Origin of the sequence: Pseudomonas sp. S12(2018) (assembly GCF_024355235.1) — a bacterium.
GTDB lineage: Bacteria > Pseudomonadota > Gammaproteobacteria > Pseudomonadales > Pseudomonadaceae > Aquipseudomonas > Aquipseudomonas palmensis.
Genome location: NZ_QLAD01000005.1, coordinates 334,008 through 349,577 on the forward strand (window position 1 = coordinate 334,008; position 15,570 = coordinate 349,577).

The following is a 15,570-nucleotide window of genomic DNA, read 5'->3' on the forward strand; positions in this document are numbered from 1 at the left end:
TGGACGCATTTACCGGGGGTTGCTGTGCAATTTAGTGAAAAGAGTGATGTGACGCTGGTAGTGACCAGCTGTGGGCGGTTCGATCTGCTCAAGCTGACGCTGGACAGTTTCGATCAGTTCAACACAGCGCCTATCCGTGAGGTTTTCATCACCGAAGACAGCGGTGACGAGGCCGTGCACGACGCCATTCCGGAGCACTGGAAGCCTTACTGCACGGTGTTCGTGAACAAGCCCAAGCTTGGGCAGCTGGCGTCGATCGATCTGGCTTACGGTCATGTCAAAACCCCGTACATCTTTCATTGCGAAGATGACTGGCGGTTCTATCGCCCGGCCTTCGTCGAAGATTCGCAGGTGATTCTCGAGGCGCGGCCGAAACTGCTGCAGGTATGGTTGCGCAATTTCGTCTACGACCTCAATGTCAACAGCCCCTACATTCACCTGGGCGAGCGCGAGATCATCGCTGGGGTCCCTTGCTACCCGCTGCTCTCGGACAAGCCCGAGTGGCAGTCTTTCTCGCTGAACCCTGGGCTGCGACGCCTGAGTGACTATCATCTATGTGCACCTTTCGCTGCGCATAGCGGCGAGAAGTCGCTTTCAAAGCGGTATGCCGAACTTGAGCTGACCGCTGTGACCCTTGAAGGCGATGCGGTGCTGCACACCGGATTCGGCAATCATGTCACGGTGCCTGAGGAGCGGCTGCGCAAGGTACGTCGCAAGCAGCGCGAGCGTGTGCGGTTGACGTTGGCGGTAATAGTGGGGTTGGTGGTGGGAGTGGGCCTTGCTCTTCTTTTTTTGTGAGTTGTTTTCTGTCTTTTCAGTAATATGTGAATCAAGGTGGGCTGGCCAGTGAACGTCATCAATATCATGTGGGCTGGTGGCTCGCCGTTCGTCTCGGTGCACAAGGTCCATCAGCAGATCCTTTCATTGGTGCCTCCTGAGATTTCCGTGAACAGCTGGCTGTTGCAAGGTCAGGGGGCGGCGTGTGTTCCTGGGCCGTCTCGAGAATGGAACTTGCCGCAACGCCTGATAAAGGGCCGTCATGTATGGGGGCTGCTGCAGCCTTGGTTACGCGCTCGTCTACGCAAGGCGTTGATCGAAGCCCAAGCCGACGCATTGCTGCTCGATGGGCTGGGGGTATCGCGCCTGATACTGCCTGTTCTCAGGGGGTTGCCTGAGGTGAAGGCTACTGTGGTGTTTCACGGCAAGACCCGTTTGCACCCCAGGGATGTGGCGCTGTTGTGCGGGTTCAAGCCGGCGCAGCTGTCACTGGTGGCGGTGTCGGCCACGCTGGCGGCGTCATTGCAGGCCGAGCTGGGCCTGAAGGTGACGGCCTTGCGTACCGCGTTGGAACCTACCCGTTTTTGCGACGAGCAACTGACAGCACAGCAAGCGCGCGAGGTCATGGGGTTGAGGGAGCCCGGTGTGCGGATCATGGGGGCTGTCGGTCGCCTGGTCATGGACAAGGGGTTCGACTACCTGATCGATGCATTTGCCGCCGCTAGCCGGACGCAACCCGATCTGCGCCTGGTCATTCTCGGCGAAGGCCCCGAGCGGCCATTGCTGCAGCAAAAGATCCAGGCGCTGGGTCTGCAGGGCAAGGTATCGCTGACAGGGCATTGTGACATTCTGGGCCGCCTGTACCAGGCGTTCGACTGGTTGCTCGTGCCTTCCCGGGCCGAGGGCCTGGGCCTGGTACTGCAGGAGGCAGTCATTGCCGGCGTGCCGGTACTGTGCAGTGACCTGCCGGTGTTCCATGAACAGTTGGGTGATAGCGGTCTTTACGCACGGGTCGGTGACGTGCAGGAGTGGGCCGCTGCCATCGAGCGTTGCGCCAGCCTGCCGGCAACCGCCGTTGCCCAGGCGCAGCACCGCTCGCTGGCCCCGGAGCAAGCCTGGGAGTGCTTCAGTCGAACCCTGCGGGAAATGTGGGCGGTCAAGCCTGACTCAGGGAGCCAGTAGAGCCTGCTCCAGCTCGGCGAGGGGGAAGCTCCCGTCGAGTTTTTCACGTGACAGGTAGCGGCCGAAGTGCTGTATGTTGCGCTTGATCATGCGCCGGCTCAGCGGCCCGCGCAGAAAACGCATGTCCGCCACATCGATCAGCCCCCACTGCTGGTCGGGCGACACCACGATGTTGCCCAGGTGCAGCGAGCGAAAATACACCCCCGATCGATGCAGGGTCCGTACCAGGCGGACCATGTCCGGCAGTGCCTGCTGCCAGCTGAAACCTTCCTTGCGGCTGAGCTGGCTCAGCGTCTGGCCGGGCAGGGGGTGGTACAGCACCGCCGTCATGCCGGGCTTTTCCAGGCGGTAATGCGCCAATACACGCAGAGTCGGAATGCCCAACTGCTCCAGCCTGGCGGCGTTGTCGATGAAGCGGCGGGAGTAGGGCCGCAGCAACGCCGACGACAGCAGGCGCTTGCGCCGGAAAAGTTTAAGGATATTGCCGTTCTCTAGCAGGTAGACTTTCGCACCGTAGCTGTCAGCTTCCAGTATCTGGGCACCGACGATCAGTTGGTTGAGGTCGGCCTGAGGGAGCCGGGAGCATTGCATGTAGATGGCCTTGTCGAAGTAGCGAGCAGGAAAGACAGGGCATAATGCCGAAAACTTCACCAATGCACCACGCCAGCATGCCGGACCGGGCGCGTGCCCAATCGGCAGGCTGTGATAAAATCGATCGTTCAACCTGAACAGTGAGCTCGAAGATGGCTGAAACACCGCGCACGGCGCAGCAGAGCTCCAGTCTGAAGATCTATTTCCGACTGTTGACCTACGTAAAGCCCTACATTGGCATTTTCCTGCTGAGTATCCTCGGCTTCGTGATATTCGCCTCGACCCAGCCCATGCTGGCGGGCATCCTCAAGTATTTCGTCGATGGGCTGAGCAATCCCGAAGCGGTGTTGTTCCCCAACGTGCCTTACCTGCGTGACCTCCAACTGTTGCAGGCCGTGCCGCTGCTGATCGTGCTGATCGCCGCCTGGCAGGGCTTGGGCTCGTTTCTGGGCAACTTCTTTCTGGCCAAGGTTTCCCTGGGCCTGGTGCACGACCTGCGGGTGGAGTTGTTCAACAAGCTGCTGGTACTGCCCAACCGCTATTTCGACAGCCACAACTCCGGACACCTGATTTCGCGTATCACCTTCAACGTGACCATGGTCACCGGCGCCGCCACCGATGCAATCAAGGTTGTGATCCGCGAAGGCCTGACCGTGGTGTTCCTGTTCGGCTATCTGCTGTGGATGAACTGGAAGCTGACCATCGTGATGCTGGCGATCCTGCCGCTGATCGCGCTGATGGTCAGCAGTTCGAGCAAGAAATTCCGCAAGCAGAGCAAGAAGATCCAGGTGGCCATGGGCGATGTGACGCATGTCGCGTCCGAGACCATCCAGGGCTATCGCGTGGTGCGCAGTTTCGGGGGCGAGAACTACGAGCAGCAGCGCTTCGCCGATGCCAGCCAGAGCAACACCGAGAAGCAGCTGCGCATGACCAAGACCAGCGCGGTATACACACCGATGCTGCAACTGGTGATCTACTCGGCCATGGCCGTGCTGATGTTCCTGGTGCTGTACCTGCGCGGCGACTCCACCGCCGGCGACCTGGTGGCCTACATTACCGCGGCCGGCCTGCTGCCCAAGCCGATCCGCCAGCTGTCGGAAGTCAGCTCGACCATCCAGAAGGGTGTGTCGGGGGCCGAGAGCATCTTCGAGCAGCTGGATGTGGAGCCGGAAGTCGACCACGGCACCGTCGAGCGCGACCGGGTTACCGGGCGCCTGGATGTACGTCACCTGAGCTTCACCTACCCGGGTAGCGAGCGCCGCGTGCTCGATGACATCAGCTTCACCGCCGAGCCGGGTCAGATGGTGGCGCTGGTTGGGCGTTCGGGCAGCGGCAAGTCGACCCTGGCCAGCCTGATACCGCGTTTCTACCCGCATGCCGAGGGCGAGATCCTGCTCGATGGCGTGGAGGTGGAGCAGTACCGCCTGCGTAACCTGCGTCGGCACATTGCCCAGGTGACCCAGCATGTGACCCTGTTCAACGACACCGTGGCCAACAACATCGCCTACGGTGACCTGGCCGGTGCGCCGCGCGAGCAGATCGAGGCTGCGGCAGCCGATGCCTATGCCAAGGAGTTCATCGATCAGTTGCCCCAAGGGCTGGACACCGAGGTCGGCGAGAACGGCGTGCTGCTGTCCGGCGGCCAGCGCCAGCGTCTGGCGATCGCCAGGGCCCTGCTCAAGAATGCACCGCTGCTGATTCTGGACGAGGCCACCTCGGCCCTCGATACCGAGTCGGAGCGGCACATCCAGGCCGCCCTGGACCAGGTGATGAAAGGCCGTACCACCCTGGTGATCGCGCACCGCCTGTCGACCATCGAGAAGGCCGACCTGATCCTGGTGATGGATCAGGGGCGCATCGTCGAGCGTGGCACGCATAGCCAGTTGCTGGCCGAAAACGGCTATTACGCGCGCCTGCACGCCATGGGCCTGGACGAGCCGGCCAAGGCCGACATCACCTGAGTCACCCTGCCAGGGCGCGTTCTGCGCCCTGGTTGTCACAGCAGGTTACCGGCGCCGAACAGGCCGGTGCCAGGGCTGTGCTAATATCCCGCCCCTGTTCATTTTGTCTATATGGGTTGCCCATGAAGTTGTCCATGCCGCGTTTCGATCAAGCTCCGGTACTGGTGGTCGGGGATGTCATGCTCGACCGCTACTGGCATGGCGGTACCTCTCGCATTTCACCTGAAGCCCCGGTACCGGTGGTCAAGGTCGAGCAGATCGAGGACCGTCCGGGTGGTGCGGCCAACGTTGCGCTGAACATTGCCGCGCTGGGTGCGCCGGCCTCGCTGGTGGGCGTCACCGGCCAGGACGAGGCCGCCGACAGCCTGGCCAACAGCCTGCAGGCAGCGGGGGTGCGTTCGATCTTCCAGCGCATCGCCCATCAGCCGACCATCGTCAAGCTGCGGGTCATGAGCCGTCACCAGCAATTGCTGCGCATCGATTTCGAAGAACCCTTTGCCACCGACCCGCTGTCGCTGGGCGCCGAAGTCGACGCCCTGCTCGAAGGGGTGAAGGTGCTGGTGCTGTCCGACTACGGCAAAGGCGCATTGAAGAACCACCAGAGCCTGATTCAGGCCGCGCGAGCCAAGGGCATTCCGGTGCTGGCCGACCCCAAGGGCAAGGATTTCTCGATCTACCGCGGCGCCAGCGTCATCACGCCGAATCTGGGCGAGTTCGAGGCCATCGTCGGGCATTGCGCCGACGAGACCGAACTGGTCAACAAGGGCGGCGAGCTGATGCGCGAGCTGGAACTGGGCGCCTTGCTGGTGACCCGAGGCGAGCACGGCATGACCTTGCTGCGCCCGGGCCATCCGGCCATGCACCTGCCGGCACGGGCGCGTGAAGTGTTCGATGTGACCGGTGCCGGCGATACCGTGATCTCCACCCTGGCGGCGGCGATCGCCGCCGGTGAGGAGCTGCCGCATGCGGTTGGTCTGGCCAACCTGGCCGCCGGCATCGTGGTCGGCAAGCTGGGTACGGCGGCCATCAGCGCGCCGGAACTGCGCCGCGCCATCCAGCGCGAAGAAGGCTCCGAGCGCGGGGTGCTGAGCCTTGAGCAGTTGCTGCTGGCCATCGACGATGCGCGGGCGCACAACGAGAAGATCGTGTTCACCAATGGCTGCTTCGACATTCTGCATGCCGGGCACGTGACCTACCTGGAGCAGGCGCGTGCGCAGGGCGACCGGTTGATCGTGGCGGTCAATGACGATGCTTCGGTCAGTCGCCTGAAGGGGCCGGGTCGGCCGATCAACAGTGTCGACCGGCGCATGGCAGTGCTGGCGGGGCTGGGGGCAGTGGACTGGGTCATCAGCTTCTCCGAAGGCACCCCGGAAAACCTGCTTGCCGAGGTCAAGCCCGACGTGCTGGTCAAGGGTGGCGACTACGGCATCGATCAGGTGGTGGGCGCCGATATCGTCAAGGCCTATGGCGGTACGGTGAAGGTGCTGGGGCTGGTGGAAAACAGCTCGACCACGGCGATCGTGGAGAAAATCCGCAAGAACTGAGTGGTTTGACCCGCGATTAGGGCCTGCAAAAACGTCCTACTTCTGCAAAGCCAGCCCCAACAGCTGGCGGGCCTTGCCCGTCAGCCTTTTAAGTTTAGAGTCCGGCCTGGGCGCCACCAGCCCCTGCTGCCTCAGCCAGTCCTTCCAGCGAATCCGCTCTTCACGCACCAGCCAGCCATCCTGCCGGGCAAAGCTTTCGGCCAGGTAGATACCACGTGTACTCGCCGGCACCAATCGGTCCTTCTTCAGGGTGTACAGCTCGGCCTGCGGCTGTCCGTCTTCCAGCGGCATCAGGTACAAGTCTGGCCGGCTGCGGTTGAGGCGTGCCACCAGTTGGTCGCCCTCAAGGCGCTCGTCCACATGGAACAGGCTCAATGATTTGGCTTCCCTGGGCACTTGAAGGCGCAGGTCATAAATCAGTTGCAGTGACGCCGTGGGCAGGTGGACATAGGCTCGCGGTCGCTCGATCAACGGCTGGTTGCCACAGCGCACCGGTCGCGCGGCCCCCGAGTGAGGGGTCAGCACGAAGGGCATCGCTTCACGGTAATGCAGCGCGTCGGCGTACGGCGCCGGCAACCAGGTGTCGTTGAAACGCCCGCCAAGCCAGCCTTCCGGGGTCTCCAGCAGGCATTCCTCGGCCACTTCCTGCACGGCCGTGTGCAAGGGCAGGTTCAGCTCCTGAGCGGGCACGTAACCGGAGATCAGCTTGAGCACCACATCACCGCGGTCCTGGCGGCGCTGGCGCACCAGCACCCAGTAGTCGCGGTTCTGCCACTGCAGGGTGAGGCGCACCGAAACGCCCAGGTTGGCCAGTTCCACGGCGAAGCGCTCGGGGTCGGCCACCTGGATCGCCTTGCGCCGCTGCAGGGTCTGGGCAAAGTTCAGCGGCATGCCGATGCTCTGGTAGCTCAGGCCCTCGGGGCCGGCTTCCACATGCAGGGGCAGGGTCTTGAAGTTGCTGGGGTTCTTGCGGATCAGCGTGCGCGGCATCTCGGCTCCTTCTTGCGTTGGGGTCGGCCGCGACGGCGGCTCAGCGCTGGCTCAGGATCTTGGCAACCACGCCCACGTTGTGGGCCAGGTGCACGGGATTGATGGTGCCGACAATAGCACTGCTCACCCCGGGGTGGGCAAACAGCAGCTCGAAGCTGGCCCGGACCGGGTCGACGCCCGGGGCCAGGCAGGCATGACCGCTGGCCAGGGCCTTTTTCACCAGGATGGCCTTGCCGTGTTCGGCAGCATAGTCCAGCACCGGGCGTTCGCCCTGCTCGTCGAGGTTGTAGGTAACCATCGCGCAATCGCCTGATTGCAGGGCCTGCAGCCCCCCTTCGACGGTTTTGCCAGACAGCCCGAAGCCGCGAATCTTGCCTTCCTGCTTGAGTCGGGCCAGGGTTTCGTACACCGCTTCCTGCTGCAGAATGCGCAGATCGTTGCCGTCGGAATGCACCAGTACAAGATCGATACAATCTGTTTCAAGGCGCTGGAGGCTGCGTTCCACCGAGCGGCGCGTGTGGGCGGCGCTGAAGTCGAAGTGCGAGTGGCCGTCGTCGAACTCTTCGCCGACCTTGCTGACGATCACCCAGTCGTGGCGCTGGCCGCGCAGCAATGGGCCCAGCCGCTCTTCGCTGCGGCCATAGGCCGGTGCGGTGTCGATCAGGTTGATGCCCAGCTCACGGGCCTGGCGCAGCAGCAGGCGGGCCTCGTCGTCGTCGGGGATGGTGAAGCCGTTGGGGTATTTGACGCCCTGGTCGCGGCCCAGCTTGACCGTGCCCAGCCCCAGCGGGGAAACGCTCAGGCCGGTGCTGCCCAGCGGGCGGTGATAGGGGTGCAGGGTCGGCAGGCTCATGGCAGCAGTTGCTCCCATACCGGTTGTGCCAGGGGCGGTTTTGGCAGGGGCGGCAGGGCAGGCAGATTGCCTGGCTTGATACCGTCACGTTCCAGGCTGTTCAGCACGCGGTCAGCGAAGTCCGGTGCCAGGGCCAGCTTGGTCGGCCAGCCCACCAGCAGGCGCTGCTGGTCGGCGAGGAAGGCGTTGTCGGGGCGCACCAGGCCCGATTGCGCGGGTTCGGCGCGGTCGACACGCACGGTGGCCCACTGCACCTGGCTGAGGTCGACCCAGGGCAGCAGCCCCGCGACCTCCTTGCGGGCGGCAGCGATCTGCGCTTCGGGTTCGCGGGCAACGCCCTCGGCTTCGGCCAGGTCGCCGCCCAGGTACCACACCCACTGGCCGTCGGCGGCCGGGTGGGTGGTCACGGTGATGCGCGGCTTGGGCCCGCCGCCCAGGCAGTGGGCGTACAGCGGCTTGAGGCTCGGGCCCTTGGCCATGACCATGTGCAGCGGTCGGCGCTGCATGGCCGGCTGGCTCAGGCCCAGGCTTTGCAGCAGCGCGGCATTGCCGGCACCGGCGCTGAGCACCACGCGCTGGGCGCGGATATCGCGGCCATCGACACGCAAGCCGACCAGTTCGTCACCTTCATGCAGCGGTTCGATATGTTCACCGGCCAGCAGGCTGTCGCCGGCCAGCTCTGCCAGGCGCGCGAGCAGGCTCGGCACGTCCACCACCAGTTCGGCCAGGCGGTACACCTTGCCCTTGAAGGCACGGTCCTGCAGGGCAGGGGGCAACTGGTCGCCCTTGACCTGGTCGACCCGGCCGCGTACCGCCTTGCTGGCGAAGAAGCTGGTGAGGTTGCCGGCCAGGGTGCCGGGCGACCACAGGTAGTGCGCCTCGGACAGCAGGCGCACGCCGCTCAGGTCCAGTTCGCCGTTGCCGGCCAGGGCCTCGCGCCAGCGCCGCGGCATGTCGGCAATGGCCTCGGAGGCGCCGGTGAGCGCACCGTGCAGGGCGTACTTGGCACCACCGTGGATGATCCCCTGGGACTTGAGGGTCTGCTCGCCACCGAGGCTGGCGCGTTCCACCAGCACCGTCGAGTAGCCCAGGCGGCGCAGGCGGGCATTGAGCCAGAGGCCTGCGACCCCTGCGCCGACGATCAGCACGTCGGTGGAAATAACGGATGACATGCACGCACCTCACAAGCAAAGACAGGAGCGCAGTATACAGCCTGTGAGGTTTCGTACCCTGTCGCTCATCAATGCCCGGTGGTTTTGGAGAACACCTGGATCACCACCACGCCGCCGACGATCATGGCCATGCCGAGCATGGCCGGCACATCCAGTTTCTGCCCGTAGATCACCAGCGCCGCGATGCTGATCAGCACGATGCCCAGGCCCGACCAGATGGCGTAGGCAATGCCTACCGGAATGCTGCGCACCACCAGGGTCAGCATCCAGAACGCCACGATGTAGCCGCACACCATCAGAAGCAGGGGCAGCGGCGTACTCAGGCCCTTGACCGCCTTCATCGAGGCGGTGGCAATGACTTCGGCGCAGATGGCGATGGCCAGGTAGGTATAGGCGTTCATGGTAGTCCTCTGTTCTGGTCGCGCATTCTAGAGGATGGCGCAATGGGGTAAAGTCATTACCTATCTATTCTGGAGATAGGCTGGCATGCACGGTCAATGGAACCTCGAACAGCTGCGCACCTTCGTGCGGGTCGCCGAACTGCGCTCGTTCTCGGCGGTGGCGCGTGAGCAGCGCAAGGCCCAGTCGGCGGTCAGCAACGCCATCGCGTTGTTCGAGGCCGACCTTGGGGTCACGCTGTTCGAGCGTAGCAGCGGGCGTCAGCCGCGCCTGACCGATGCCGGCCAGGCGTTGCTCGAGGAGGCACGCGAGCTGCTGCGCCAGTGCGAGCGCCTGGACGGCCGGGCGCAGGCGCTGATGCGCGGGCAGGAGGCGCAACTGCGCCTGGCGCAGGACGAGGCCATGCCCTTCCAGCCGGTGCTCGACAGCCTCGACGAGCTGGCCGTGCAGTACCCGCTGCTGGAAATCCAGGTGGCCAGCGGGGCCCAGGGCGATGTGGCGCGCAAGCTGCTGGAGCGCCGTGCCGACCTGGGCCTGATGTTTCACCACGAGCACATGCCTGCAGCGCTGGAGCGCCAGGCGCTGGGCAGCGTGGAGATGGTCACCGTGTGCGCGGTGCATCACCCGCTGGCGCAACTGGCCAGCGTCAATCGCCAGCAGCTGGCGCAGCACCGTCAGTTGCTGATCACACCCCAGCAGAGCGGCTACCCTGGCGGCGAACCGATCAGCCCGCAGATCTGGCGCGCCGACAGCTTCTACGTGATGGCCGAGATGCTCATGCGCGGGCTGGGCTGGGCCTGGCTGCCGCGCCATGTGGTGCAGTACCCGGCCTACCAGCAGCAGATGGTGGAGCTTGCCAGCGAGTGGCGCCCGCCGGCGCTGGTGGTGGAGTTGGCGTGGCGCCGCGACGAGCCGCTGGGGCCGGCCGCGCGCTGGCTGGCCGAGCGCTTCGCAGTGCATTTGTGCGCCATTGGCTAGTACACTTCGGCGCCATGAACAGAACCCTATATACCCTGCTGTTTCACCTGGGCCTGCCGCTGGTCGCGCTGCGCCTGTACCTGCGCTCGCGCAAGGCGCCGGCCTATGCCCGGCGCATCGCCGAGCGCTTCGGCCTGAAGCTGCCGCCCCTGCAGCCGGGGGGCATCTGGGTGCATGCGGTGTCGGTGGGCGAGAGCATCGCCGCCGCGCCGATGGTGCGCGCCCTGCTGCAACGTTATCCACAGTTGCCGATCACCATCACCTGCATGACGCCCACCGGTTCCGAGCGCATCCAGGCGCTGTTCGCAAACGAGCCACGCATCCAGCACTGCTACCTGCCGTACGACCTGCCGTGGGCGGCGGCGCGGTTTCTGGAGCGTGCTCGCCCGCAACTGGCGGTGATCATGGAGACCGAGCTGTGGCCCAACCATATCCACCAGTGCGCCCGACGTGGCATACCGGTGGCGCTGGCCAATGCGCGGTTGTCGGCGCGTTCGGCCAGGGGCTATGCGCGTTTTGCCGGGCTGACCCGGCCGATGCTGGCCGAGATGAGCCTGATCGCGGTGCAGACCGAAACCGAGGCCGAGCGTTTTCGCCAGCTCGGTGCGCGGCCCGAGTGCGTGCAGGTGACCGGCTCGATCAAGTTCGACCTGACCATCGATGCGCAGCTGCCGGTGCGCGCCAGGGCGCTGCGTGAAGAGTGGCAGGCGCTGCAACGGCCGGTGTGGATTGCCGCAAGCACCCATGAGGGCGAGGACGAGGTGATCCTGGCAGCGCATCGGCAGTTGCTGGCGCACCATTCGGACGCGCTGCTGATGCTGGTACCGCGCCATCCGGAGCGCTTCAACGCGGTGCATGGGTTGTGCGCAGCGCAGTTTTCCACGGTGCGCCGCTCTGGCGGTGCGCCGGTGACGGCGGATTGCCAGGTACTGCTGGGCGATACCATGGGCGAGCTACTGTTTCTGTATGCGCTGGCGGACATCGCGTTCGTCGGCGGCAGCCTGGTGCCCAACGGCGGGCACAATCTGCTGGAGCCGGCTGCACTGGCCAGGCCAGTGCTGAGTGGGCCGCATCTGTTCAACTTTCTCGAGATCGCGGCAATGCTGCGCGAGGCGGGGGCGTTGTGCGAAGTGGATGATGCCCAGGGGCTGGCGGCCGAGGTGCGGCGCCTGATCGAGCTGCCCAGTGATGCACTGAAGATGGGCGAGGCGGGGGTCGGGGTGATGCGGGCCAATCAGGGGGCGTTGAAGCGCCTGCTGGATGGGCTGGGGAATCTGCTCAAGGCGTGAGGCCTGTTCGCCGGCAAGGCCGGCTCCTACACGGGGTGCGCAACACCTGTAGGAGCCGGCCTTGCCGGCGAAGCTGTTTCAGGGCCTTTCGAAATTGGCCTGCGCCGCCTTGGCCAGGTCCGGCGGCAGGAAGTCCTTGTCCGGGTTGTAGTCGGGCTTGAGGTAGCGACCCAGGTCATTCAGGTCTTGCGGGCTCAAGGTCCCGGCGGCCTGCTTCAGGCGCAGGTTGTCGAGGATGTAGTCATACCGGGTGTTGTTGTAGTCGCGCACCGAGGTGTACAGCTGGCGCTGTGCATCCAGCACGTCGACGATGTTGCGCGTACCCACCTGGTAACCGATTTCGGTCGCTTCCAGCGCACTCTGGTTGGAAATGATCGACTGCTTGCGCGCCTGCACCTGCTCCACGTCGGTGTTCACCGCGCGGTGCAGGTTGCGGGTGTTTTCCACCACCTGGCGACGCAGGCTCTCGCGCTGCTGTTCGCTCTGGCTCAGGCGCTGGTACGCCTCGCGCACCTGCGAGCTGGTCAGCCCGCCACTGTAGATCGGGATGTTCAGCTGCAGGCCGATGCTGGTCTGCTCCACGTCGCCGCGGTAGTTCTGGCCCGTCAGGTTGGGGTTGCTGAAGCCCAGGCTGTCGTTGTCACCCTTCTGGTAGCGCGCCACCGCGTCCACCGTCGGCGCGTGCCCGGCCTTGCGCTGGCGCAGGGTTTCCTCGGCCGCGTTGACCGCGTAGTTGGTGGCCTGCAGGTTCAGGTTCTGCTTTGCGGCGGTTTCTACCCAGGCCTTGGCGTCATTGGGCGTGGGTACCTGCACCGGCAGGGTGTGCACGATGCCCTGCACCGAGTTGTAGTCGCGGTTGGTCAGGGTCACCAGGGCCTCGAAGGCGTCGTCCACCTGGCGCTGCGCGACGATGCGGTTGGCCCGTGCGGTGTCGTAGCTGGCCTGGGACTGCAGCACGTCGGTCTTGTCCGACAGGCCCACGTCGAAGCGCTCGTTGCTCTGGTCGAGCTGGCGCTTGAACGCGGCTTCTTCGGCCTTGGTCGAGGCCAGGGTGTCCTGGGCGCGCAGCACGGCGAAGTAGTTCTCGGCACTTTGCAGAATCAGGTTCTGTTCGGTGGCCGACAGCTCCAGCGCCGCCTGTTCGTTCACCGCTTCGGCTGCCTGCAACTGGAACCAGCGGTCGGCGCGGAAGATCGGCTGGGCCAGGGTGGCCTGCCAGGAGTTGCCGCTGCGGTTGGCGGTGATCGAGGGGTGATCGATCTTCGTACGGCTGTTCATCATCTCGGCGCCGGCCGAGAGGTTGGGCAGCAGGCCGGCACGGGCCTGGGGCACCACTTCCTTGCGGGCGCCGTAGTCGGCGCGGGCAGCGGCCAGGTCGGCGTTGTTGTTCACCGCTTCCTGATACACGCTGACCAGATCGGTGCGTACCGACAGGGGCGGTTCTGCTGCCCAGGCCATTCCGTTGGTAGCACACGACACGGCGAGGGCCAGTGAAAGTTTGCGCAGCATAGGGCAGTCCTTGAACGGTTGAGTATTTCTGAACCGATGAGTGTAGTTGCGCAGGCATTTTGCAACAATCCGCTATTTGCGCCTTTTATCATGCTTGTGCTTGGACTGTTGGCGTTTCGCGTCGCACCGGTCTATGCTGGGCGCGTTCTTGTCGGGGTGCCTTGCGTTGAGGCTGAGATCGGATAATTCCGGATCCCGTTGAACCTGATCAGGTTAGCGCCTGCGTAGGGAACAAGATTGCTCGTCTCCCGCGAGCCCTCTTGTGTCGGCTGCGGGATTGTCATTTCAGCTTTTTGGCTGGTGTGGCATCTTCCGTTTTCGGCACAGCACCAGCCCTGGTGCGCCCGTGCCTTTCAGGTTCACTCCGACTGCCAACCCGTCTGGAGAGCCTGTGATGAGCCAAAAACAAAAATACCCCGCGCACCTGAGTGAATCGGCCAAGGTCGACGAGCAGTCCGTGCAGCCGTTCACCCGTTCGCGCAAGATCTACGTGCAGGGCTCGCGCCCCGATATCCAGGTGCCGATGCGCGAAATCAGCCTGGACGACACCCCCACCGATTTCGGCGGCGAAGCCAACGCGCCGGTGCTGGTGTACGACACCTCCGGCCCCTACACCGACCCCACCGTGCAGATCGACGTGCGCAAGGGCCTGGGCGATGTGCGCTCGGCCTGGATCGACGCGCGCGGCGACACCGAGCGCCTGGCCGGGCTGTCCTCCAGTTTCGGCCAGATGCGCCTGAACGACGTGGAACTGACCAAGCTGCGCTTTGCCCACGTGCGCAACCCGCGCCGGGCCAAGGCCGGCGCCAACGTCAGCCAGATGCACTACGCGCGCCAGGGCATCATCACCGCCGAGATGGAGTACGTGGCCATCCGCGAGAACATGAAGCTGCAGGAGGCCCGCGCCGCCGGCCTGCTCGACCAGCAGCACGCCGGGCACAGCTTCGGCGCAAGCATCCCCAAGGAGATCACCGCCGAATTCGTACGCGAGGAAGTCGCTCGCGGCCGCGCGATCATTCCGGCTAACATCAACCATGTGGAGCTGGAGCCGATGATCATCGGCCGCAATTTCCTGGTGAAGGTCAACGGCAACATCGGCAACAGCGCGCTGGGCTCCTCCATCGAGGAAGAAGTGGCCAAGCTGACCTGGGGCATCCGCTGGGGCTCGGACACGGTAATGGACCTGTCCACCGGCAAGCACATCCATGAAACCCGCGAGTGGATCATCCGCAACTCGCCGGTGCCGATCGGTACGGTGCCGATCTACCAGGCACTGGAGAAGGTCAACGGCGTGGCCGAGGACCTGACCTGGGAGCTGTTTCGCGACACCCTGATCGAACAGGCAGAGCAGGGCGTGGACTACTTCACCATCCATGCCGGCGTGCTGCTGCGCTACGTGCCGCTGACCGCCAAGCGCGTGACCGGCATCGTCAGCCGCGGCGGCTCGATCATGGCCAAGTGGTGCCTGGCGCATCACAAGGAAAACTTCCTCTACACCCATTTCGACGAAATCTGCGAAATCATGAAGGCCTACGACGTCAGCTTCTCGCTGGGCGACGGCCTGCGTCCGGGTTCGATCGCCGACGCCAACGACGCGGCGCAGTTCGGCGAGCTGGAGACCCTGGGCGAGCTGACCAAGGTCGCCTGGAAGCATGACGTGCAGTGCATGATCGAAGGCCCCGGCCACGTGCCGATGCAGTTGATCAAGGAGAACATGGACAAGCAGCTCGAGTGCTGCGACGAGGCGCCGTTCTACACCCTGGGCCCGCTGACCACCGACATCGCGCCGGGGTACGACCACATCACCTCGGGCATCGGTGCGGCGATGATCGGCTGGTTCGGTTGCGCGATGCTCTGCTACGTGACGCCCAAGGAGCACCTGGGGCTGCCGAACAAGGACGACGTCAAGACCGGCATCATCACCTACAAGATCGCCGCGCACGCGGCGGACCTGGCCAAGGGGCACCCGGGCGCGCAGATCCGCGACAACGCCTTGAGCAAGGCGCGGTTCGAGTTCCGCTGGGAAGACCAGTTCAACCTGGGCCTGGACCCGGACACCGCACGCTCGTTCCACGACGAGACCCTGCCCAAGGATTCGGCCAAGGTCGCGCACTTCTGCTCGATGTGCGGGCCGAAGTTCTGCTCGATGAAAATCACCCAGGAAGTGCGTGAATACGCCGCCAACCAGCCGGTCGAGGTGGCGGTAGAAGAGGGCATGCGCGAGCAGGCCGAGCGGTTCCGCCAGGAAGGCAGCCAGTTGTACCAGAAGGTCTGAGGCGATCCCTTCGCCGGCAAGGCCGGCTCCTACAGGCGAGACGAATCCCT

General features: G+C 64.5%; 13 protein-coding genes and 1 riboswitch. Of the genes, 7 read left to right on the forward strand and 6 right to left on the reverse strand.

What is annotated here, in order from left to right:
- The first annotated feature begins 24 nt into the window (after window positions 1-24).
- A complete protein-coding gene (locus DN388_RS14470) occupies window positions 25-798 on the forward strand; it encodes a glycosyltransferase family 2 protein (RefSeq protein ID WP_058541614.1) in 774 nt (257 codons plus the stop codon).
- 48 nt (window positions 799-846) lie between these two features.
- Entirely contained in the window at window positions 847-1,959 is a 1,113-nt protein-coding gene (locus tag DN388_RS14475) for a glycosyltransferase (RefSeq protein WP_058541613.1), read from the forward strand.
- Here DN388_RS14475 and DN388_RS14480 read toward each other — a convergent pair.
- A complete protein-coding gene (locus DN388_RS14480; RefSeq protein WP_255000630.1) occupies window positions 1,945-2,550 on the reverse strand; it encodes a toluene tolerance protein in 606 nt (201 codons plus the stop codon). The two genes, DN388_RS14475 and DN388_RS14480, sit on opposite strands and share 15 nt — an antisense overlap.
- A gap of 152 nt (window positions 2,551-2,702) precedes the next feature.
- Between DN388_RS14480 and msbA the strand changes: the two genes are divergently transcribed.
- Both msbA and hldE read left to right on the forward strand, forming a co-directional pair.
- Window positions 2,703-4,511, forward strand: coding sequence for a lipid A export permease/ATP-binding protein MsbA (msbA, locus tag DN388_RS14485; protein ID WP_255000631.1), 1,809 nt, complete (start codon window positions 2,703-2,705; stop codon window positions 4,509-4,511).
- A gap of 122 nt (window positions 4,512-4,633) precedes the next feature.
- Window positions 4,634-6,055, forward strand: coding sequence for a bifunctional D-glycero-beta-D-manno-heptose-7-phosphate kinase/D-glycero-beta-D-manno-heptose 1-phosphate adenylyltransferase HldE (hldE, locus tag DN388_RS14490; protein WP_058541610.1), 1,422 nt, complete (start codon window positions 4,634-4,636; stop codon window positions 6,053-6,055).
- A gap of 36 nt (window positions 6,056-6,091) precedes the next feature.
- Here the strand turns inward: hldE and DN388_RS14495 are convergent, their stop codons facing one another.
- The 4 genes from DN388_RS14495 to DN388_RS14510 form a co-directional block, all read right to left on the reverse strand.
- The gene (locus DN388_RS14495; protein WP_043863572.1) at window positions 6,092-7,045 is read right to left on the reverse strand and encodes a hypothetical protein; all 954 of its coding nucleotides are present in this window, start codon (window positions 7,043-7,045) and stop codon (window positions 6,092-6,094) included.
- Window positions 7,046-7,085: 40 nt separating this feature from the next.
- Window positions 7,086-7,898, reverse strand: a complete 813-nt coding sequence (locus DN388_RS14500) for an aldo/keto reductase (protein ID WP_058541609.1) — start codon at window positions 7,896-7,898, stop codon at window positions 7,086-7,088.
- Complete coding sequence (locus DN388_RS14505; RefSeq protein WP_058541608.1) at window positions 7,895-9,070, reverse strand: FAD-binding oxidoreductase; 1,176 nt, start codon at window positions 9,068-9,070, stop codon at window positions 7,895-7,897. Before DN388_RS14505 ends, DN388_RS14500 begins: the two co-directional genes overlap by 4 nt.
- A gap of 68 nt (window positions 9,071-9,138) precedes the next feature.
- Window positions 9,139-9,471, reverse strand: coding sequence for a multidrug efflux SMR transporter (locus DN388_RS14510; protein WP_043863569.1), 333 nt, complete (start codon window positions 9,469-9,471; stop codon window positions 9,139-9,141).
- 85 nt (window positions 9,472-9,556) lie between these two features.
- Here DN388_RS14510 and DN388_RS14515 point away from each other — a divergent pair, with 85 nt between their 5' ends.
- Window positions 9,557-10,447 (forward strand): LysR family transcriptional regulator, encoded by an 891-nt coding sequence (locus DN388_RS14515; RefSeq protein WP_043863568.1) that lies wholly within the window; start codon window positions 9,557-9,559, stop codon window positions 10,445-10,447.
- A gap of 14 nt (window positions 10,448-10,461) precedes the next feature.
- Window positions 10,462-11,736 (forward strand): lipid IV(A) 3-deoxy-D-manno-octulosonic acid transferase, encoded by a 1,275-nt coding sequence (gene waaA / locus DN388_RS14520; RefSeq protein ID WP_236176704.1) that lies wholly within the window; start codon window positions 10,462-10,464, stop codon window positions 11,734-11,736.
- A gap of 78 nt (window positions 11,737-11,814) precedes the next feature.
- Here waaA and DN388_RS14525 read toward each other — a convergent pair whose 3' ends face one another.
- Window positions 11,815-13,245, reverse strand: a complete 1,431-nt coding sequence (locus tag DN388_RS14525; RefSeq protein WP_043863566.1) for a TolC family outer membrane protein — start codon at window positions 13,243-13,245, stop codon at window positions 11,815-11,817.
- A 142-nt stretch (window positions 13,246-13,387) separates the two neighbouring features.
- Window positions 13,388-13,493: riboswitch (TPP riboswitch) on the forward strand.
- Between the two features lie 146 nt (window positions 13,494-13,639).
- Here DN388_RS14525 and thiC point away from each other — a divergent pair.
- Window positions 13,640-15,520, forward strand: a complete 1,881-nt coding sequence (thiC, locus tag DN388_RS14530) for a phosphomethylpyrimidine synthase ThiC (protein WP_196933001.1) — start codon at window positions 13,640-13,642, stop codon at window positions 15,518-15,520.
- Window positions 15,521-15,570 lie beyond the last annotated feature (50 nt).

Coding starts and splice junctions, on each gene's coding strand:
- DN388_RS14480 (WP_255000630.1), bottom strand. CDS start 2,550: ATGCAATGCTCCCGGCTCCCTCAGGCCGACCTCAACCAACTGATCGTC.
- msbA (WP_255000631.1), top strand. CDS start 2,703: ATGGCTGAAACACCGCGCACGGCGCAGCAGAGCTCCAGTCTGAAGATC.
- hldE (WP_058541610.1), top strand. CDS start 4,634: ATGAAGTTGTCCATGCCGCGTTTCGATCAAGCTCCGGTACTGGTGGTC.
- DN388_RS14495 (WP_043863572.1), bottom strand. CDS start 7,045: ATGCCGCGCACGCTGATCCGCAAGAACCCCAGCAACTTCAAGACCCTG.
- DN388_RS14500 (WP_058541609.1), bottom strand. CDS start 7,898: ATGAGCCTGCCGACCCTGCACCCCTATCACCGCCCGCTGGGCAGCACC.
- DN388_RS14505 (WP_058541608.1), bottom strand. CDS start 9,070: ATGTCATCCGTTATTTCCACCGACGTGCTGATCGTCGGCGCAGGGGTC.
- DN388_RS14510 (WP_043863569.1), bottom strand. CDS start 9,471: ATGAACGCCTATACCTACCTGGCCATCGCCATCTGCGCCGAAGTCATT.
- DN388_RS14515 (WP_043863568.1), top strand. CDS start 9,557: ATGCACGGTCAATGGAACCTCGAACAGCTGCGCACCTTCGTGCGGGTC.
- waaA (WP_236176704.1), top strand. CDS start 10,462: ATGAACAGAACCCTATATACCCTGCTGTTTCACCTGGGCCTGCCGCTG.
- DN388_RS14525 (WP_043863566.1), bottom strand. CDS start 13,245: ATGCTGCGCAAACTTTCACTGGCCCTCGCCGTGTCGTGTGCTACCAAC.
- thiC (WP_196933001.1), top strand. CDS start 13,640: ATGAGCCAAAAACAAAAATACCCCGCGCACCTGAGTGAATCGGCCAAG.